The following is a 19,257-nucleotide window of genomic DNA, read 5'->3' on the forward strand; positions in this document are numbered from 1 at the left end:
ACAGTGAACACCCTGCACCGCACACCACACCCCGACCCGAAGGACCCGGCCCCCCCATGACCCGCACCGCCCGCTTCACCCTCGACCCCGCTTTCAAGGTCGGCGAGGTCAACCCTCGACTCTTCGGCTCCTTCGTCGAACACCTCGGCCGCTGCGTCTACACCGGCATCTACGAGCCGGACCACCCGACGGCCGACGAGGCGGGCCTGCGTACCGACGTCCTGGACCTGGTCCGCGAACTCGGCGTCACCACGATCCGCTACCCCGGGGGCAACTTCGTCTCCGGCTACAAGTGGGAGGACTCCGTCGGCCCCGTCGAGGATCGCCCCCGCCGCCTCGACCTCGCCTGGCGCTCCACCGAGACCAACCGCTTCGGTCTCTCCGAGTACATCGCCTTCCTGAAGAAGATCGGCCCCCAGGCCGAGCCCATGATGGCCCTCAATCTCGGCACCCGCGGCGTCGCCGAGGCTCTCGAACTCCAGGAGTACGCCAACCACCCCGCCGGCACGGCCCTGTCCGACCTCCGGGCCGCCCACGGCGACAAGGACCCCTTCGGCATCAAGCTCTGGTGCCTCGGCAACGAGATGGACGGCCCCTGGCAGACCGGCCACAAGACGGCGACGGAGTACGGCCGCATCGCCGCCGAGACCGCCCGCGCCATGCGCCAGATCGACCCGGGCGTCGAACTCGTCGCCTGCGGCTCCTCCAGCCAGTCCATGCCGACCTTCGCCGCCTGGGAGGCGACGGTCCTGGAGGAGACGTACGACCTCGTCGACCACGTCTCCCTGCACGCCTACTACTGGCCCATCGACGGCGACTACGACTCCTTCCTCGCCTCCGCCGTCGACATGGAGTCCTTCATCGAGAACGTGATCGCCACCGCCGACCACGTGGGCGCGAAGCTGAAGTCGAAGAAGAAGATCAACCTCTCCTTCGACGAGTGGAACGTCTGGTACCTCAAGGAGTGGGAGGACGACGCGAAGGAGAACCCGCTCGACTGGCCGGAGGCCCCGCGCCTGCTGGAGGACAACTACAGCGTCATGGACGCGGTCGTCTTCGGCTCCCTGCTCATCGCCCTGCTGCGGCACGCCGACCGCGTCACCGTCGCCTGCCTCGCCCAACTCGTCAACGTCATCGCCCCCATCATGACCGAGCCGGACGGCCCCGCCTGGCGCCAGACGACGTTCTTCCCCTTCGCCCAGGCCTCCCGGTACGGCCGCGGCCAGGTCCTCGACGTACGCGTCGACTCGCCGACGTACGAGACGAAGAAGTACGGCGAGGCGGATCTGCTGCACGCGACGGCGGTACGGGCGGACGACGGGTCGGTGACCGTGTTCGCGGTCAACCGGAGTCGTGACGTGGCGCTGCCGCTGGAAGTCGCCCTGAACGGGCTGGAGTTGAGCCGGATTGTCGAGCACAGCGTGCTGGCGGACGCCGACCCGGACGCGCGGAACACGTTGGCGGAGCCGGAGAGGGTGAAGCCGCGGGTGGTGGACGACGGCACGAGCCTTCAGGACGGCAAGCTGACCGCCGTCCTCGAACCGCTGTCCTGGAATGTGATCCGGCTCGGCTGAGAGCTCGGGTCGTTCTGCCCCTTCGGGGCGCGGCCCCCGAAGGGCCTGCCGTGGTCGACAATGTTGCCCATGAGGATCTCTGCACGGGCGGATTACGCGGTACGGGCGGTACTGGAACTGGCGGTGCGGCAGGAGAGCGGGCCGGTGAAGGCGGAGGTCATCGCGACCGTGCAGGAGATCCCGCACAAGTTCCTGGAGGGGATCCTCGGCGACCTGAGGCGCGGCGGACTGGTCACCAGCCGGCGGGGCGGCAGCGGCGGGTACCAACTCGCCCGCGCCGCCGCCGAGATCACCGTCGCCGATGTGATCCGTACCGTCGACGGCCCCATCGTGTCCGTACGCGGCGAACGCCCCACCGGCCTCACCTACACCGGCTCCGCCGAACCCCTGCTGCCCCTGTGGATCGCCCTGCGCGCCAACGTCCGCCGCATCCTGGAGGGCGTCACGATCGCCGACCTGGCGGCGGACGCCCTGCCCGACCCGGTGAAGAAGCTGGCGGCGGAACCGGCGGCCTGGGAGAACCCTTGAAGTCGAGGTCCTTGCGTGCCTCGCGAATCGCGGCGTCCGCGTTCGCGAGAGTCCGCTTGTCCTTCGGCATCATCTGCCACCAGGCATGCAGCAGATTCCACATAGTGCGGGCCGCGTGCGCCTGAGCATCGGCCTTCAACACCTCGACAGGCGGGCAGCCGTCACCGACCACCCGACGTGGTCACCCCTGTCCGTCCAAGGTCCAGCTCTCCAAGCTGACCAGCCCCCCATGGCACCGCTGATCGTGGTTAAGCAGTACGTCGAGGGGCAGCAGCGGCCCGTGGGCCGAGGGCAACAGTGCGGACCCATGCGAACATGCGCGTTCAGAGCAGTGTTGGGATGCGCTTCACCGCCCCGTAAACGGGGGGAGCACTGCGCAAGATCAGATGTAGAGCTCGTAGAGCCCATGGGCCTCCACCAGATCGTTACCTCGTCCTAAGTCTTTCCTCAGCTTGGCCCCGTACAGTGGCCCGGTCAATCCCTACCTATCCGGTAGGAAAACCAGGAAAGAAAGACGGGCATAAGAGACATGCGGACGCTGGTACTGCTCGCGCTGGCGGGCCTGGGCGCCCAACTGGTGGACGGCAGCCTGGGCATGGCCTACGGCGTGACCTCGACCACGCTGCTGCTCGCCATGGGCACCAACCCGGCCGCCGCCTCGGCCACGGTCCACCTCGCCGAGATCGGTACGACGCTCATGTCGGGCGCCTCGCACTGGCGTTTCGGCAACGTGGACTGGAAGGTCGTGGCCAGGATCGGCGTACCGGGAGCGGCGGGCGCGTTCCTCGGTGCCACGGTCCTGTCGAACCTCTCCACCGAGGTCGCCGGCCCGGTGATGTCGCTGATCCTGCTCGGCCTCGGCCTCTACGTCCTGTCCCGCTTCACCCTCCGCGGCCTGCCCAAGGAGCGCCTCGGCCAGCCGCTGGGGAAGCGGTTCCTGTCCCCGCTGGGCCTGGTCGCCGGCTTCCTGGACGCGACGGGCGGAGGCGGCTGGGGCCCGGTGGGCACCCCGGCCCTCCTCGCCAGCGGCCGCATGGAGCCCCGCAAGGTCATCGGCTCCATCGACACGAGCGAGTTCCTCGTCGCCGTGGCCGCCAGCCTCGGTTTCCTCTTCTCCCTCGGCTCCCAGGGCCTCGACTGGCTCTGGGTCGGCGCCTTCCTCCTCGGCGGCCTGGTCGCCGCCCCCATCGCCGCCTGGCTCGTCCGCCTCGTGCCCCCGCGGGTCCTCGGCTCGGCGGTGGGCGGCGTCATCATCGTCACCAACGTCCGTACGCTCCTGAAGAGCGACTGGATCGCTGCGTCCGGGGCGGTGAGTGCGGTGGTGTACGTCGCGGTCTACGCCCTCTGGGCTGCCGCCCTGACGTACTCGATCCGAGCCCATCTGAAGGACCGGACGGCGGAGCCGGCGCGCGAGGAGCGGCAGCCGCTGACGGCCTGAGACTGCGTTGGGCGGCCCCGGCCGGGGGATCCGGCACGGTCTCGGATCCCCCGGGCCGCAGCTCACCCTGTGCGTCAGGCGCTATCGACCCCGACCGTGATGGTCGCCTTGTACCCGTCGGACACACTGCTGCCGAGCGCGGTGAGCGTCAGCAACCCACTGGACGCGCCCTCGTCGTCGTAGATGCTGTCGTTGGACAGGGTCGTCTCGGGCGTGGTGTTGTCCGAGTACGGGGAGGTCGCCTGGATCTCCTCGTTGATGGCCTCGTCGAAGAACAGCTGCCCGGTGTGGATGATCTCGCCGCCGGTGTACGAGTCGTCGGTGAGCGTGACGTCCGTGTGCACTCGCATATGGACGTGCACGGCGCGGGAAACGTAGTGCCCCGGCCAGATGGACGTGATGCTGCACTGCCCGTTCTCGTCGGTCATCTGACCGCCGCGCAGGAACGTCCCGTTGTCCTCGTATGTGTGCCCGTTGCCACCGACGAACCCGGAGTACTCGCCGAGGTGGTCGCAGTGCCAGATCTCCAGCAGGGCGCTTGCGAGCGGCGCGCAGTCGTTCGCGACGTCGACGACAGTGAACGTGTACTGAACCTTGAAGCCCTCCTTGTCCTCCCTGATGTCCTCCCGGACGAGCGCGCCCTCCAGCGAGTACGGCCCCTCGGTGACCTCGGCGTTCAGTACACAGACGCTGCTGGAGGAAGAGGACGCCGACTCGGAGGCCGAGGCGGACGCCGCGGTCGTACCCTCCGCCGTGGAGTTCTCGGTCGTGTTCGCCGCCGCGAGCCCGGCCGCCGCGAGCCCACCGGCCGCGGCGACCGACGCCCCACCGATCAGCACTCGCCGCCGTTGAACACTCTTGTCCCGCCGATGCTTCCCACCGACCTCCTGGCCCGGTTCCTGATGTGCGTTGTGTGGTGTCGTGTTCTCCGTCATGCAGAAGAAGTTAGAAACGCACCTGAGGAAATCCTTAATGTGCTGCTGTGAATGTGCTGGGGATGTATGTCTCAACTCCCGTCAATTACTGCCCAGTTGGGGCAGCGTGCGTGTGCCGGATGAGACTTTGTGTGCAGATGTGTTGACCTCTGTTCAGATCATCTTCTAGTTTGCGGAAGCCATCGAGCCGCCGATCTGAGATGGGGATGTCGTGCCACGGAAGAACCACCGTCGGACAGCCGGCCTCAGTGCACTGCTGGCCTGCGCCACGGCTTTCGGGGGAGCACTCGCTTCCCCCGCGTCCGCCTCCCCCGCGTCCACCAAGGCGGCGCCGCCGCCCGTCAGCGACTTCCGCGGGGTCAACTGGGCGGACCCGCGCGACAACTACGCCGACGACGCGGTCGTGCCCTCGGGCCTGTCCGCCTCCGACAGCTACACCACGACCCGCGCCAAGTCCGCAGCGATCATCGGCGGCTTCGCCAAGCTGGGCGCCAACACGGTCCGCCTCCCGGTCAACCCCACCTCCGTCAACGGCCCGTTCTGGAAGTCGTACCGGGGCGCGATCGACGCCGCCACCGCCAAGGGCTTCAAGGTCATCCTGGGCTACTGGGAGGCCGACAACGCCAAGGACGGCAGGATCGACAACCAGGCTTCCTACGACCAGATGTGGGCGCGGCTCACCTCCGCCTACGGGCGCAACGCCAAGGTCTACTTCGAGCCGATGAACGAGCCCTTCGGCTACACCTCCCAGGAGTGGCGCGACATCGCCGCCAACTGGCTGACGACCCACCGCTTCATCCCCCGCGACCGCATCCTCGTCGGCGGCATCAAGTACAGCGAGGACGTCAAGCCCGTCTGCGCCGACAGCCGCCTGAACGGCACCCGGATCGCCCTGCACAACTACGGCTTCTGGCACACCGACTGGACCAGCTACGACCAGTGGAAGCAGGACTTCAAGGAGCGCATAGGCGACTGCGCCTCCCGCACCATCCTCGACGAGTTCGGCGCCACCATGACCTCCGGCCTGAACTACAACGGCCCCATCAACGGCTCCAGCGAGATCGCCTACATCCAGGCCGCCACCGACACCATCCGCGAACTGGGCCTGGGCTCGGTCTACTGGCCCGGCCTGCGCAACGGCGACACCTACTCCCTCACCACCCTCCAGGGCACAGGCACCAACCTCACCCTGAAACTGAACAACCAGACCGGCCTGGACCGCCTGCACTGGGCCTGGAGAAAGTAACCACCACGCTTGCCCCAGGAGCGCCCTCGCGACACAGCTCCGAGGGCGCTCCGGCGCGCGGCGAGCGACTGGTCTGACGGCCCGGCTTCACCCCAGCCGCATCGCCAGAGTCACCGTCGAACCTGCCCCCGTCCCCGTCCCCGTCCTCGTCCCCGTCCCCGGCCTGTCCGCCGTGACCGTCAGGCGGTCGGTGACCAGGTGGGCCAGCCAGAGTCCTCGGCCGGGGCAGTTGGATGTGAGGCCGGGAAGTAGGTCGGGGAGGGTGGGGGTGAAGCCTGGGCCGTGGTCGGTGATGCGGCATTCGAGCTCGGTGGGGAGGCGGCGGAGTTCCAGGTGGCCTTGGCCGCCGGCGTGTTCGACCGCGTTCGTGGCGATCTCGCTCACCGCGAGGGTGAACTCGCCGAGCCGTACGCCGGTCAGGCCCGCCGCGGCTGCCGCGTCTTCGACCCGGGCGCGTACCTGGGGGAGGTTGTCGGCGGTGAAGTGGCGTTTCAGCAAGAGCGTTTCGGGGGCGAGGGCTGGGCCCTCGGTGCAGGGGCCATCGGCTCCGCCGTCTGCTTCCCCGCGTGGCATCCCTGCCGCCTCCTCTCGCTGGGCGTCAAAGGCGAACTGGCGCACGTTGCCCACGCTAGCCGTACTCGCCCGATGCGTACCCAGGGGGTCGAGAGGGCATGGGATATGGCCGTAATCGCAGGAAACCGATCGGGGTGTGATTGTTTTTGGCCGGGCTCGGTTGATCGGTTTGCGTCGCATGGCCGCTAACTCCGGGGGAATGGCAACGGCCCCCTCCCGCACGGTCTGGGAGGGAGCCGGGGTGGCCGGGGGCGGACCCTGGTTTGGGTTAGGTCAGCTCGACTCCACCCCCACCGTCAGCGTGCCCGCGTAGCCCGCGGACGGTGTGCTGCCCAGGGCCGTCAGGGTGAGGAGGCCGGAAGCGGCGCCGCCTTCGTCGTAGATGGAGTCCTGGGCGAGGGTCGTGCGGGGGGCCGTGTTGGTCGAGTACGGGGAGAGCGCGGCGACCCTCGTGGTGATGGTCTCGTCGAAGAAGAGCTGGCCGGTGTGGAGTTCCTGGCCGCCGGTGAACGAGCCGTCCGAGGTCAGGGTGACGTTCGTGTGCACCTTCAGGTGGATGTGAATACAGCGGCCCCGGTACCAGCCGGGGTAGACCGAGGTGATCCTCGCGACGCCGCTGGAGTTCGTGAGGACGCCGCCACGCAGGAACGTGCCGTTGTCCGGCTCGTCGTGGCCGTTGTTGCCGACGAAACCGGAGTACTCGCCGAGCGCGTCCGCGTGCCAGAGCTCGACCAGGGCGTTGCTGAGCGGGGCGCAGGTGTCGTCGTCGACAACGGTGAGGGTGAGCTGGAGCGGGATGCCGGTCTTGTCCTCGGCGATGTTGGTGCGGACGAGTTGCCCGTCGAGGTAGTAGGGGCCTTCGGTCATCTCCTTCGTGAGGGTGCAGACGGCCGCGGCGGCCACAGGAGCGATGCTCCCGGTGTCGACCGTCTCGGGTGTGGGGGCTTCAGGCGTGGCGGCGGCGCCCACCGCCAGGGTGGCGGCGGTGGCGCCCGTGGCGATCAGTACGGTGCGACGCCCGATCGAACTTGCCTCTGGGGGCACTGAAGTGTCTGTCATGGACACGGCACCGTAGGGATGGAAGCTGTCGGTCGGCTGTCAGTTCGGCAAAGTGAACTGTCGTCAAGTCGCTTGTGAGACAGGCAAGTTGAGGGAATGTTGAATTACCTGGTCATGGGCTCGCTCGCCCGCCCCTCGTCATGAGGCGTCCCCTTGTCATGAGGTGCCGTCCTTCGTGACCGCCGCTATCGACTCCAGCACCGCCTTGGGGTTGCCGTTCGGCGTCATCGCTCCGCCGACGCGTCGGCGGAGCGCGGTGGCGACCTGGGACCAGTTCGTCTCGGCTACGGGGTAGAGCTGGAGGTTCTGGAGGGTGTCGAGGCCGTTCCACAGGGACCGGTGGTCTTTGTCGGCGCGCATCGCGTCGGCGGCGGGGGTGGTGACGGGGAGGAGTTCGTACTGGGCGGCCTGTTCGATGACGTACTTGTCGCCGTAGAGGAAGTCGAGGAACTGGCCTATCGCGGCGCGGTGGTCGTCGTTCTTGAAGGCGATGACCCAGTCGGCGGTGCCCATGGTGGGCGTGGTCTCGCCGTCGCGGCTCGGCAGGGGGACGGAGCCGTAGGGGACGGAGTCGGAGGAGTCGTCGATCTGGCGGATCAGGGAGAGCGGGCCGTTGACCATGGCCGCGTCGCCGGTGAGGAAGGCCTGGACGGCGGCATCGCGGTTCAGCTCGCCGGGTGCGACCGGGCCGGTGAGGCCCTCGTCGACCAGGTTCTCCTTCAGCCAGGTCAGCGTCTCCACATTGGCGGCGGAGGCGATGTCGTAGTTGTTGGTGCTGTCGGTGTAGCCACCGTCGCCGGACAGCAGCCACATCAGTGTCTCGGCCTCGGCCTCCTCCGGGCCGAGCGGCACGGCGATCGGGTACGTCACGCCCCGCGTCTTCAACTGCCGTGCGGCGACGAGCAGTTCGTCCCAGGTCTTCGGGGGCTCCAGGCCCGCCTCGGCGAACAGGTCCTTGTTGTAGTACAGCAGCCGGGTGCTCGCGGTGAACGGCAGCCCGTACTGCCGCCGGTCCATCTCGCCGGCGTCCACGAGGCTCGGTACGAAGGAGGCCTGGACCGGGACCGACAGCAGTTCGTCCGCGCTGTAGAGGAGGCCCTCGGCGGCGTACTCCGAGTAGCCGTCCGTCTGCACGATGTCGGGCGCCCTGCCCTGTTCGACCAGTTCGGCGACCTTCTCGTCGATCTCGCCGGGGTCGTAGACCTGGACGTCCACGTCGATGTCCGGGTGCTCTGCGGTGAAGGCCAGGGTGAGTCGGCCCCAGTAGCCCTCGGAGTTCTTGTGGACGTTGTCGCCGTAGTTGGTCGCGACGACGGTCAGGGAGACCGAGCCCGCCTCCGCGCCCGCGTTCCCACCGCAGCCGGACAGCCCGGCCGCGAGTGCCAGCGCGGCCGTGGCCGCCACCATCATCCGGGCGTTCTGACGCACGGTTCACCACTTCCAGCCGGACCTGAGACACACGTGAGTACATGGCACATGGGCATACGGGCACGGGCCTCGCACGCATGCACGCACGCGTTCGCGAAGGCTTGATCGTATGGCGCGCGCTCGCGCGGTACGGGGCCGTGGCGTTGCGTTCTGATTCCAAGGCTGTGTCCGAGGCTGTGACGGGGGTGACCCGCAAGTGGCCTGTGGACAAAGGGAAGTACGGATTCGACGCCCGCGTCGTTCAGGTCGCGGTGAATCCGAGGTGAACTCCTGGGACTCCAGGCGGGGGCTGCGGGGTGAAGCCCTTACGAGGTGCTGTCCGTCGCGGCGTTTCGTACAACTTCCGCCCGTGCATTCGTGTCGTAACCCGCACAGACCTCCACTCGAACAGTCTCGCGAAGGGTCGCTTCACCATGGCTGGACGCAGAACGTTCACCACCGCCGTCGCTCTCACCATCGCGCTTGGCGGTGCCCTGCTGGCCGTGCCTACCGCGCAGGCCGCGCCGGCGGGCAAGGCCGCGCTCGTGTACGAGAAGGGCGAGCTGTGGTTCAAGGGTGCGCCGGGGCAGGCGAACCGGCTGACGGTCACCGGGAAGGTCGTGCCGGGGGAGTCGGACTGGGAGGCGTACTACGCCCTCACGTTCGACGACCGGTACGACATCACCCTTGCCGCGGGCGATGCGTGCTCGTACCCCAGGGAGTACGACCACACCATCGCCGAGTGCAACGTCCTCATCCCCATGGGCTCCGACGACTCGGACATCTACGACGTCAACCTCGGTGACGGCAACGACACCGCGACCATCGCGAGCTCCCTCTCCGCGTACGCCTCGATCTACGGAGGCTCCGGCAACGACGTCCTGCTGGGCAGCAACTCCGTCGTGCTCTACGGCGAGAACGGCAACGACCGCACGGACGGCGGTGGCGGTGTCTGGTGGGTCGGTGCCTTCGGCGGCCGGGGCCACGACACCATGACCAACTGTGTCTCCCAGTGCCGCGGCGGCGCCGGCAACGACAGCCTCACCGGCGGCCCCAGCAGCGAGGACGACGACTCCAACGCCCTCTTCGGCGACTCTGGCAACGACGTCCTGCGCGGCAAGGCAGGCGCCGACCTCCTCCGCGGTGGCAAGGGCAACGACAGGATCTACGGCGACCAGGGCGACGACCGGCTGTACGGCGAGGACGGCAACGACCGGCTCTACGGCAACAGCGGCAACGACACCCTGTACGGGGGCAGGGGCAAGGACTTCCTCTCCGGCGGCCCCGGTCGCAACAAGCTCTACCAGGACTGAATGGAAGACGCCCCCAACGGGCGCCCGTACAGGGCCCGTCGGGGGCGTCTCACACGGCTCCGGCCGATGTCACCCCACCTGGTTGTACATCGCCCCCGCCGACGGCCACCCCTGCGGCTCAGGGACCGGCTCCGGCTCCGTGCGGCCGCGTACCTGGGCCGCGGTGAGCCCCTGGGCGGCGCCCGTGGCGCGGCGGCCCGCGGCGGCTGCGGCGAGGCCGGGCATGCCGGTCTGGGCGACGGGCTGGAGGCCGGGGGCCGGCATGGAGGCGGCGGCGGGCGCGGGCGCCGGCATCTGGGCCGGTACCGGGGCCGGCTGCATCGGAGCCGGGGTGGGTGCCGGGGCCGCGAAGGTCATCGCGGCGGGGGCCGGTGCGGGCATGTTCATCGACTGCGCGGCGAGGCCCGCCATGCCGGCGCCGTTGGTCTCGCCCATCAGCCTGTCCACGGCCGCCGTACCCGAGCTGTAGCTGGTCCCGGTGCCCAGCTCAGGTACGGCGGCTCCCCTCCTGGACCCGTAGAGAACCGACTCCAGGCCTGACACCAGGCGACGCACGTCCACCTGGGGCCGGACCACGAGCCGCAGGAAGCGACTGGACGAGCCGACCTTGTTGCCGCACTCGCGGACCAGGATCCGGTGCTCGGTGAGCAGCCGGTCGCGGACCACGGTGCCCTCGGCGCCGACGGGAAGGCGCACGAAGAGGAAGTTCCCCTGCGACGGGTAGACCGTCAGACCGGGGAGGGCGGAGAGCTGGCGGGCCATGTCCAGGCGGTCCCGGCGCACCTGGTGCAGGCTCTCCATGTACTCGGCGCCGTGGTTCTTCAGCATGAACACCACATGCTCGGCGAAGGAGTTGAGATTCCACTTCGGCAGCATCGAGCGGACCTTCCCGGCCAGTGCCGGGTTGGCGACCATGTAGCCGAAGCGGATGCCGTGCAGACCGAAGTTCTTGCCGAGGCTGCGCAGTACGACGACGTTGGGGCGCATGACCGCGTCCTGGACGGTGCTCGGCTCCTGCTCGGCGTCGGCGAACTCCAGGAACGACTCGTCGATGACGACCAGGTCCAGGTCGGCCATCGCGTCCATGAACTGCACCAGGGCGTGCCGGTGGATGAAGCCGCCGTCGGGGTTGTTCGGGTTGCAGATGACGGCGACCCGGGTGCCGCGGGCGCGGATGAACTCGGCGTACTGGGCGAGGTCCAGTGCGAAGCCGCTGGACTCCTGGAGCGGGTACATGTCGACCCGCTTGCCGGTCTCCATCGGCTGGTCGGTCCAGCGGCCGAAGGTGGGGACGGGGACGGCGAGGGACTCCCGGACCAGCAAGTGGTCGATCCAGGTGATGAGTTCGGTGGACCCGTTGCCCATCGCCACGCACTGCGGCGGCAGTTGGAGCAGGTTGCACAGCTCGGCGGTGATGGTGTCGGCGCTGCTGGGGTAGTACGTGATGATGTCCCGCAGCTTGCCCGCCATGTCGTCGAACATGGCGGGCGTGGGGAAGTACGGGTTGCACGGGATGCAGAAGTCCACCGGACCCACCCCGTCGCCGCCCTCGCGAGTCAGCGACGCCATCGAGGGGCTGTGCGCCGCTGTACTGCGGAACAACGAGGTGACGTTGTCGGCCATGGAACCTCCGCTAGGGGGCGGACCCGCTGGGGACGACCGGGTCCGACGACTAAGGGCGGCCCGCGCGGGGGAGCACGGGCCGCCCTTATGTACGGAGGCTGGGGTGGCGCTGTTCAACGACTGAGAATTTGGTGGGAACTTGTGAGGGACCTGTGAACGCGGTCAATTTCCCACGGCTGTCCTACGCGCTGAGCGGCCGCGTCCTTACGCGCCGAACGAGTGCACCGTCGTCGAACGGTACACCTGACCAGGCCGGAGCGCCGTCGACGGAAACCCCGGCTTGTTCGGCGAGTCCGGGAAGTGCTGGGTCTCCAGGCACACCGCGTCGCCCCGGCGGTAGGCCCTGCCACTTGTCCCGACGAGCGTGCCGTCCAGGAAGTTCCCGGAGTAGAACTGCAGCCCCGGCTCGGTCGTCGCCACCGTCAGCACACGCCCGCTCGACAGCTCCCGAAGCACAGCCACCCGCTCCGGCTCCGCCGTCCCGCCCTTGTCCAGCACCCAGTTGTGGTCGAACCCCTTGGCGTACAGCAGCTGTTGATCGGCCACCCGGACATCCGCCCCGATCGCCTTGGCCCGCCGGAAGTCGAAGGGCGTGCCCTCGACCTGGGCCAACTCGCCGGTGGGGATGAGCCCGGAGTCGACGCGGGTGTAGCGGCCGGCGGCGATCTCCAGCTCGTGGTCGTGGACGGACCCGCTGCCCTCACCCGCGAGGTTCCAGTAGACGTGGTTGGTGAGGTTCACGACCGTGACCTTGTCGGTGGTCGCCTCGTAGTCGATACGCCACTCGCCCCGCGAGGTGAGCGTGTAGGTGACCTTGACGTCGAGCGTGCCGGGGTAGCCCATCTCCCCGTCGCCGCTCGTGTACGACAGACACAGGCCGACGTCCGAGCCCTTCTCGAACGGCTCGACCTCCCAGACGACCTTGTCGAAGCCCTGGGCACCGCCGTGCAGGCTGTTGTCGCCGTCGTTGACGGACAACTGATACGTCTCGCCGTCCAGTACGAACCGGCCCTCGCCGATCCGGTTCCCGTACCGCCCGATCAGCGCCCCGAAGTACGGGCTGGAGGCGACGTACTCCTCGATGGTGTCGAAGCCCAGCGAGACATTGGCGTACGTGCCCTTCGCGTCCGGGATCTCCAACGACTGCACGATCCCGCCGTACGACAGGACCTTGATCCTCGTCCCGCCGTTCTCCAGCGACCAGCGGTACACCTCGGTGCCGTCGGCGAGCTTGCCGAAGAGTTCCTTCACAGACTGCTCCTCTCACATGAACAACGCGCATGAACAACTCGCATGGAAAAGGGGCCCCGCCGCTCGGCGAGGCCCCTTCCAGGTACGGTCAGCTGCCGACCTTGCGCTTGTTCCACACGTCGAACCCGACCGCCAGCAGCAGCACCAGGCCCTTGATGACCTGCTGCCAGTCGGTGCCGATGCCGACCAGGTTCATGCCGTTGTTGAGGACACCGAGGACGAGACCACCGATGATCGCGCCGAGGACGGTGCCGACACCGCCGCTCATCGACGCGCCGCCGATGAACGCGGCCGCGATGGCCTCCAGCTCGAAGTTGAGGCCGGCCTTGGGCGAGGCCGCGTTGAAGCGGGCGGCGAAGACCAGACCCGCCAGGGCCGCGAGCATGCCCATGTTGAGGAAGATCAGGAAGGTGACCTTCTTGTCCTTCACACCGGACAGCTTGGCCGCGGGCAGGTTGCCGCCGATGGCGTAGATGTGGCGGCCGATGATCGCGTTGCGCATCACGTAGCCGAAGCCGACGACCAGCGCGCCGAGGATCAGCAGGACGATCGGGGTGCCCTTGTAGCTGGCGAGCAGCATGGTGACGGTGAGCAGGGCGGCGGAGATCGCGACGAGCTTGAGGATGAACAGGTTCATCGGGGGCACGTCGAGCGCGAACTCCTGCTGCCGGCGCCGGTCGCGGAACTCCTGGATCACCACGAACGCGATGAGGGCGAAGCCCAGCAGCAGTGTCAGGTTGTGGTAGTTGGTCTCCGGGCCGACCTCGGGGAGGAAGCCGTTGGCGACCTTCTGCAGGCCCTCCGGGAACGGGCCGAGGGTCTGGCCCTCCAGGAAGATCTCGGTGAGACCGCGGAAGACCAGCATGCCCGCCAGGGTCACGATGAACGACGGTATGCCGAGATACGCGATGAAGAACCCTTGTGCGGCACCCGCGGCGGCGCCCACGGCCAGACACAGCAGCACGGCGAGCGGCCACGGTATGTCGTTGTTGACCATGAAGACGGCGGCTATCGAGCCGACGAACGCCGTCAGTGAGCCGACCGACAGGTCGATGTGGCCCGCGATGATGACCAGCATCATGCCGATCGCGAGGATCAGGATGTAGCTGTTCTGCAGCACCAGGTTGGAGACGTTGCGCGGCAGCAGCAGGTCGCCGTTGGTCCATACGGCGAACAGCGCCACGATCAGGCCGAGGGCGATCAGCATGCCGTACTGCCGCATGTTGCGGCGCATGCCGTCCAGCACCAGCTGGAGCAGGCCGCCGCCCGCCGCCGTTCCGCTCTTGCCGGGCGGCGCGGGGGCCGGGCTCTTGGCGGTCACATCCGTGCTCATCGGGTTACCTCTTTGTCCTTCGTCATCTGACGCATCAGCGATTCCTGCGTGGCCTCGGCACGCGGGAACTCACCCGTCAGCCGCCCTGCGGCCATCGTGTAGATGCGGTCGCACATCCCGAGCAGTTCCGGCAGCTCGGAGGAGATGAAGACGACCGCTTTGCCCTCGGCCGCCAGCTTGTCGATGACCGTGTAGATCTCGTACTTGGCACCGACGTCGATACCGCGCGTCGGCTCGTCCAGGATCAGCACATCGGGACCCGCGAAGATCCACTTGCTGAGGACGACCTTCTGCTGGTTGCCGCCGGACAGCTTGCCCACCGGCTCGAAGACGGTCGGCGCCTTGATGTTCATGGACTTGCGGAAGCCCTCGGCGACCTTCCGCTCCTCGTGCTCGTCGACGACACCGCCCTTGGCGACCTTGCCCAGCGCACTGAGCGAGATGTTCCGGTTGATGGTGTCGATGAGATTGAGGCCGTAGTGCTTGCGGTCCTCGGTGACGTAGGCGATGCCGTTCTTGACCGCCTCGGGGACGGTCCGGGTACGGATCTCCTCGCCGTCCTTGAGGACCGTGCCGCCCGCGTACCGGCCGTAGGTCCGGCCGAAGACGCTCATCGCGAGTTCGGTGCGGCCGGCGCCCATGAGGCCGGCGATACCGACGATCTCGCCGCGCCGTACCTGGATCGAGACGTTGTCGACGACCTTGCGCTGCTGGTCGATCGGGTGGTGCACGGTCCAGTCGCGGATCTCCAGGGCCGGCGCCGCGCCCTTCTCGGGCTCGTGCGGGGTGCGCTCCGGGAAACGGTGTTCCAGGTCGCGGCCGACCATGCCGCTGATGATCCGGTCCTCGGTGGTCTCCGGGGCCTTCACATCGAGGGTCTCGATGGTCTGGCCGTCCCGGATGATCGTCACCGAGTCGGCGACCTTGCGGATCTCGTTCAGCTTGTGGGAGATGATGATCGAGGTGATGCCCTGCTTCTTCAACTCCAGGATCAGATCCAGGAGTTTGCCGCTGTCCTCGTCGTTCAGGGCGGCGGTCGGCTCATCCAGGATCAGCAGCTTCACCTTCTTCGACAGCGCCTTGGCGATCTCGACGAGCTGCTGCTTGCCCACGCCGATGTCGGCGACGCGGGTGTCCGGGTGGTCGGAGAGGCCGACCCGGCGCAGCAGCTCGGTGGCGTGCCGCAGGGTCTCGCGCCAGTCGATGAACCCGCCCTTGGCGTGTTCGTTGCCGAGGAAGATGTTCTCCGCGAGGGAGAGGAACGGCGACAGCGCCAGCTCCTGGTGGATGATGACGATGCCGTGCTGCTCGCTCGCGCGGATGTCCTTGAACTCGCAGACTTCGCCCTCGAAGAGGATGTCCCCCTCGTAGGTGCCGTGCGGGTGGACGCCGGAGAGGACCTTCATCAAGGTCGACTTACCGGCGCCGTTCTCCCCGCAGATGGCATGGACCTCGCCCTGCTGGACGGTCAGTGTGACGTCCGACAGCGCTTTGACGCCGGGAAAGGTCTTGACGATCGAGCGCATTTCCAGGACGGGTCCCGCCATGGTCGTGCCTTCCAATCAGTGGTGGGTCGGGGATTCCGCCTGGTTACTTCAGGTCGCTCTCGTTGATGTAGCCGGAGTCGACGACCGTCTCCTTGTAGTTGGCCTTGTCGACGCTGACCGGCTCCAGCAGGTACGCCGGAACGACCTTGGACCCGTTGTCGTAGGTCTCGGTGTCGTTGGTCTCGGGCTTCTTGCCGTTCAGCAGCGCGTCGACCATGTTCGAGGCGACCTTGGCGAGCTCACGGGTGTCCTTGTAGACGGTCATCGACTGCTCGTCGGCGATGATCGACTTCACCGAGGCGACCTCGGCGTCCTGGCCGGTGACGATCGGCAGCGGCTTGCTCTTGGAGCCGTAGTCGTCCGACTTCAGCGCCGAGAGGATGCCGATGGAGATGCCGTCGTACGGGGAGAGGACCGCGTCGACCCGCTCGCTCTTGTACGCCGAGGTCAGGATGTCGTCCATGCGCTTCTGGGCGGTGCCGCCGTCCCAGCGCAGGGTGGTGACCTGGGTCAGCTCGGTCTGCTTGGACCCCACGACGAGCTGCTTCTTGTCGATGTACGGCTGCAGGACGTTCATCGCGCCCTGGAAGAAGTAGCGCGTGTTGTTGTCGTCGTTGGAGCCGGCGAAGAGCTCGATGTTGAACGGGCCCTTCTTGGAGCCGTCCTTCAGGCCGAGCTTCTCGACGATGTAGTTGCCCTGGAGCTCGCCGACCTTCTCGTTGTCGAAGGACGCGTAGTAGTCGACGTTCTCCGTGCCGAGGATCAGGCGGTCGTAGGAGATGACCGGGATGTTCGCGTCCTTGGCCTGCTGGAGGACGTTGTTCATCGACTTGTTGTCGATGGCCGCCACGATCAGCGCCTTGACGCCCTGCGTGATCAGGTTCTCGATCTGCGAGACCTGCTGGTCCGGGTCGTCCTCGCCGTAGACCAGCTGGGTCTTGTAGCCCTTGGACTCCAGGTCCGCGACGACGTTCTTGCCGTCGGCGATCCAGCGCTCGGAGGACTTCGTCGGCATCGCGATACCGATCGTGCCGCCCTTCGCGCTGCCCGTCTCCTCGGCGCTGCCACCCTCGGAGCTCTGGCCACAGGCGGAGAGCGTCAGGGCGAGGACGGCGGAGGTGGCTATACCGGAGAGTGCGGCTCTGCGAATTCGCATGATCATCTTCCTTGATGTGTGAGGCAGGATCGGTCGTGCGGTACGGGCGCCCTGTAGGCAGTGCGAGGGAGAGACCGAGACAAGAGATGTGGGGGATTCTGTGTGACTGCGTCTTCTTTTGTGAAGGCAGTTGTCCAGTTCGTTATGCGGGCGTAAACCTGGTGTCCGGTTCGTTATGCGGGAGTCTCGAACCGCTTCAGGTCGCCCGGCAGACGCGAGCCGAGCGGAGCCATGTCCCCGTCGGCTCCATGCCGTGCGAGCAGGTCCAGGGCGAGCCGTCCGCGCCGCACCCGCTCCTTGGCGGTGGACAGGGTCAGGTCGCGCATGTGGTTGCCGTACGGGTAGATCCCGGGCGCCTTCGACAGGCCGAACTTCAGGTAGAGCGGGGCGCCGCGCCGGATCAGCTCCGCGACCTCGTACATCCGGATGTAACCGCCCAGATCGTCGGGGGCCTCGATGTACATGTCCATGGGGGCGGCGGAGACCCGGCGGATCTCGGTGAGGTGGTCCAGCGTCAGGTCGCTCGGCACGTTGATCGAGTCGCCGCCGAGGTTCTCGTACACGGCGTACGCCGTCGGGTTGACCGGACCGATCAGCGCCGACACCTTGAGCGTCGTGTCGGCCGGCAGGATCCCGGCGACCCGTGCCCGGTGCAGCGTCCACAGCACGCCCTCGTCGGCGACGAGGAGGCACTTCACGCCCAGCTCGGTGGCGCGTACGGCGTCCTCGACGCACCCCGCGACCGCGTCATGGCCCCGCGCGCGCAGCCCGGCGCCCTTGGAGTCGGTACGGGTGGAGCCGCCGATGTCCCAGGTGCCGCGCGGGCCGGTGAACAGGCAGAGCTCGATGTCGCGCTCGGCGGTCGCCTCCACCATCTCGGTGATCTCGGCGTCGGTGAGCATCCAGATACCGCTGCCCTGGCTGATCCGGTGGATCGGCACATCTAGCCGCGAGGCCTCCTTGAGGACCACGCCGAGCGCCTCGGGGCCCTCTACGGAGGGCACCTCGGTGCGCCAGCGGCCACCGCCGGGGAAGGTGTGCGGAGAGGCGTCGGAGGGATCGAGGGCGGGCGCGCCCAGGCCGAGTGCGGCGAGCGCCTGCTCGCCGGGTCGGCGCGGCGTCGAAGCGGTGGTGTCGGTCACAAGCTGTCCTTCATGTTCGATATTTCGGGCGAGGGGCGCGGCTCTGGTCGTGCGGGGCTTTGGGTGTACGCCGGTACGAAGTCGTCAGGTACCCCGTACCGGCGTACGGCTCAGGGGTGGGTCATGGCCGGAGCAGGACCTTTCCGACCTTCGGGTCGCCGGACCCCACCAACTCGATGGCCTGCGGGAACTCCGCCAGCGGCAGCTCGTGCGTGACGAGCGGCAGCGGGTCGAGGAGTCCCGCACCGAAGACCCGCACGGTGTGCGCCCAGGCCTCCGGCGCAGCGCCGAAGACGGTCTGCACCTCCAGCTGCCGTACGACGAGATCGGTCGGGTCGAGCCCGTCCGCGCCCGGCGCCGGGATGCCCGTCAGGATCAGCCGTCCACCGCGGCGCAGGAGGGCGGCGGCGGTGCGCGCCGCGTCCGCGGACCCGGCGGTCTCGATGACGACGTCGAAGTCGTCGGGAAGCTCCTCGTCCTTGGTGCGGAAGTCCGTGGCGCCGAACCGCTTCGACAGCTCGGCCCGGTCCGGACGCGTCCCCACGACGAGCAGCTCGGCCGGCGAGCCCGCCTTCAGGAACTGAACGGCGAACATCCCGAGCGTCCCCGTGCCCACCACGGCCACGCGTTCGCCCGGCACCGCGTTCGCCTTGAGCGCCGCGGCCGCGATGCACGCGGCCGGCTCCAGCAGCGCCGCCGCCGTCAGATCCGCGTCGTCCGGAAGAACGTGCAGCAGGCGGGCGGGAAGCGTGAGCGTGGTGGCCATGGCGCCCGGCTGGGTGAAGCCGGTCTCCTCGTAGCCCGCCGTGCACAGCGTGGTCTCGCCCGCGTGGCAGCGGTCGCAGACCTGGCAGTTCCGGAAGCCCTCGCCCACGACCTTGCGGCCGACCAGACTCGCAGGGACGCCGTCACCGACCGCCTCCACGGTCCCGGACCACTCGTGGCCGGGCGTGAGCGGGTAGCGGACGTACCCTTCCGGCCGGTTGCCCTGGTAGACCTCGCGGTCGCTGCCGCAGATCCCCGAGGCGTGCACCCGGACCAGGGCCTCGCCCGCTTCCGGCTGCCGGGGCTCGTGCGGGACGAGCCGGTGCTCGCCCGGAGCCTCGATCACGACGGCGGTGCTCACTGGGTC

General features: G+C 68.2%; 16 protein-coding genes and 1 pseudogene. 5 read left to right on the plus strand and 12 right to left on the minus strand.

From position 1 onward, the window contains the following. Positions 1 to 56 precede the first annotated feature (56 nt). Complete coding sequence (gene arfA / locus F3T56_RS13890; RefSeq protein WP_149825483.1) at positions 57 to 1,574, plus strand: arabinosylfuranosidase ArfA; 1,518 nt, start codon at positions 57 to 59, stop codon at positions 1,572 to 1,574. Between the two features lie 69 nt (positions 1,575 to 1,643). Then, positions 1,644 to 2,102 (plus strand): RrF2 family transcriptional regulator, encoded by a 459-nt coding sequence (locus tag F3T56_RS13895; RefSeq protein WP_149825484.1) that lies wholly within the window; start codon positions 1,644 to 1,646, stop codon positions 2,100 to 2,102. Here the strand turns inward: F3T56_RS13895 and F3T56_RS47745 are convergent. Further along, positions 2,101 to 2,205: pseudogene (locus F3T56_RS47745) on the minus strand (RNA-guided endonuclease InsQ/TnpB family protein); the annotation flags it as partial. The gene F3T56_RS13895 and the pseudogene F3T56_RS47745 sit on opposite strands and share 2 nt — an antisense overlap. 426 nt (positions 2,206 to 2,631) lie before the next feature. On the opposite strand from F3T56_RS47745, the gene F3T56_RS13905 reads away from it, so the two are divergent. Then, the gene (locus F3T56_RS13905; protein ID WP_149825485.1) at positions 2,632 to 3,540 is read left to right on the plus strand and encodes a sulfite exporter TauE/SafE family protein; all 909 of its coding nucleotides are present in this window, start codon (positions 2,632 to 2,634) and stop codon (positions 3,538 to 3,540) included. A 74-nt stretch (positions 3,541 to 3,614) separates the two neighbouring features. Here the strand turns inward: F3T56_RS13905 and F3T56_RS13910 are convergent, their stop codons facing one another. Next, positions 3,615 to 4,475 carry an intradiol ring-cleavage dioxygenase gene (locus F3T56_RS13910; RefSeq protein WP_149825486.1) on the minus strand — a complete coding sequence of 287 codons (861 nt, stop codon included), beginning with the start codon at positions 4,473 to 4,475 and terminating at the stop codon, positions 3,615 to 3,617. A gap of 211 nt (positions 4,476 to 4,686) precedes the next feature. Between F3T56_RS13910 and F3T56_RS13915 the strand changes: the two genes are divergently transcribed. Then, positions 4,687 to 5,721, plus strand: a complete 1,035-nt coding sequence (locus tag F3T56_RS13915; protein WP_149825487.1) for a glycoside hydrolase family 5 protein — start codon at positions 4,687 to 4,689, stop codon at positions 5,719 to 5,721. Between the two features lie 87 nt (positions 5,722 to 5,808). Here F3T56_RS13915 and F3T56_RS13920 read toward each other — a convergent pair whose 3' ends face one another. The 3 genes from F3T56_RS13920 to F3T56_RS13930 all read right to left on the minus strand — a co-directional run bounded on the left by F3T56_RS13920 (position 5,809) and on the right by F3T56_RS13930 (position 8,781). After that, positions 5,809 to 6,294: an ATP-binding protein gene (locus F3T56_RS13920; protein ID WP_149825488.1), complete on the minus strand. Its 486-nt coding sequence runs from the start codon at positions 6,292 to 6,294 to the stop codon at positions 5,809 to 5,811. Between the two features lie 273 nt (positions 6,295 to 6,567). Further along, positions 6,568 to 7,353, minus strand: coding sequence for an intradiol ring-cleavage dioxygenase (locus F3T56_RS13925; RefSeq protein WP_149825489.1), 786 nt, complete (start codon positions 7,351 to 7,353; stop codon positions 6,568 to 6,570). A 156-nt stretch (positions 7,354 to 7,509) separates the two neighbouring features. Beyond that, on the minus strand, positions 7,510 to 8,781 hold the full coding sequence (locus F3T56_RS13930) for an ABC transporter substrate-binding protein (protein ID WP_246203610.1): 1,272 nt from the start codon (positions 8,779 to 8,781) through the stop codon (positions 7,510 to 7,512). Between the two features lie 413 nt (positions 8,782 to 9,194). Between F3T56_RS13930 and F3T56_RS13935 the strand changes: the two genes are divergently transcribed. Beyond that, positions 9,195 to 10,073, plus strand: coding sequence for a calcium-binding protein (locus tag F3T56_RS13935; RefSeq protein WP_149825490.1), 879 nt, complete (start codon positions 9,195 to 9,197; stop codon positions 10,071 to 10,073). Positions 10,074 to 10,142: 69 nt separating this feature from the next. Here the strand turns inward: F3T56_RS13935 and F3T56_RS13940 are convergent, their stop codons facing one another. The 7 genes from F3T56_RS13940 to F3T56_RS13970 all read right to left on the minus strand — a co-directional run bounded on the left by F3T56_RS13940 (position 10,143) and on the right by F3T56_RS13970 (position 19,251). Next, positions 10,143 to 11,696, minus strand: coding sequence for a pyridoxal phosphate-dependent aminotransferase (locus F3T56_RS13940; RefSeq protein WP_149825491.1), 1,554 nt, complete (start codon positions 11,694 to 11,696; stop codon positions 10,143 to 10,145). A gap of 204 nt (positions 11,697 to 11,900) precedes the next feature. Next, positions 11,901 to 12,947 (minus strand): aldose epimerase family protein, encoded by a 1,047-nt coding sequence (locus F3T56_RS13945; protein WP_149825492.1) that lies wholly within the window; start codon positions 12,945 to 12,947, stop codon positions 11,901 to 11,903. Between the two features lie 88 nt (positions 12,948 to 13,035). Next, on the minus strand, positions 13,036 to 14,280 hold the full coding sequence (mmsB, locus tag F3T56_RS13950; protein WP_149825493.1) for a multiple monosaccharide ABC transporter permease: 1,245 nt from the start codon (positions 14,278 to 14,280) through the stop codon (positions 13,036 to 13,038). Beyond that, on the minus strand, positions 14,277 to 15,827 hold the full coding sequence (gene mmsA / locus F3T56_RS13955) for a multiple monosaccharide ABC transporter ATP-binding protein (protein ID WP_149825494.1): 1,551 nt from the start codon (positions 15,825 to 15,827) through the stop codon (positions 14,277 to 14,279). Before mmsA ends, mmsB begins: the two co-directional genes overlap by 4 nt. A gap of 43 nt (positions 15,828 to 15,870) precedes the next feature. After that, positions 15,871 to 16,983 carry a multiple monosaccharide ABC transporter substrate-binding protein gene (chvE, locus tag F3T56_RS13960; protein WP_172638936.1) on the minus strand — a complete coding sequence of 371 codons (1,113 nt, stop codon included), beginning with the start codon at positions 16,981 to 16,983 and terminating at the stop codon, positions 15,871 to 15,873. 173 nt (positions 16,984 to 17,156) lie between these two features. After that, on the minus strand, positions 17,157 to 18,125 hold the full coding sequence (locus tag F3T56_RS13965; RefSeq protein WP_149825496.1) for a glycosyltransferase family protein: 969 nt from the start codon (positions 18,123 to 18,125) through the stop codon (positions 17,157 to 17,159). Between the two features lie 121 nt (positions 18,126 to 18,246). Next, positions 18,247 to 19,251, minus strand: a complete 1,005-nt coding sequence (locus F3T56_RS13970; protein ID WP_149825497.1) for a zinc-dependent alcohol dehydrogenase — start codon at positions 19,249 to 19,251, stop codon at positions 18,247 to 18,249. Positions 19,252 to 19,257: the final 6 nt, after the last annotated feature.

The organism is Streptomyces tailanensis (assembly GCF_008386495.1).
Lineage (GTDB): Bacteria > Actinomycetota > Actinomycetes > Streptomycetales > Streptomycetaceae > Streptomyces > Streptomyces tailanensis.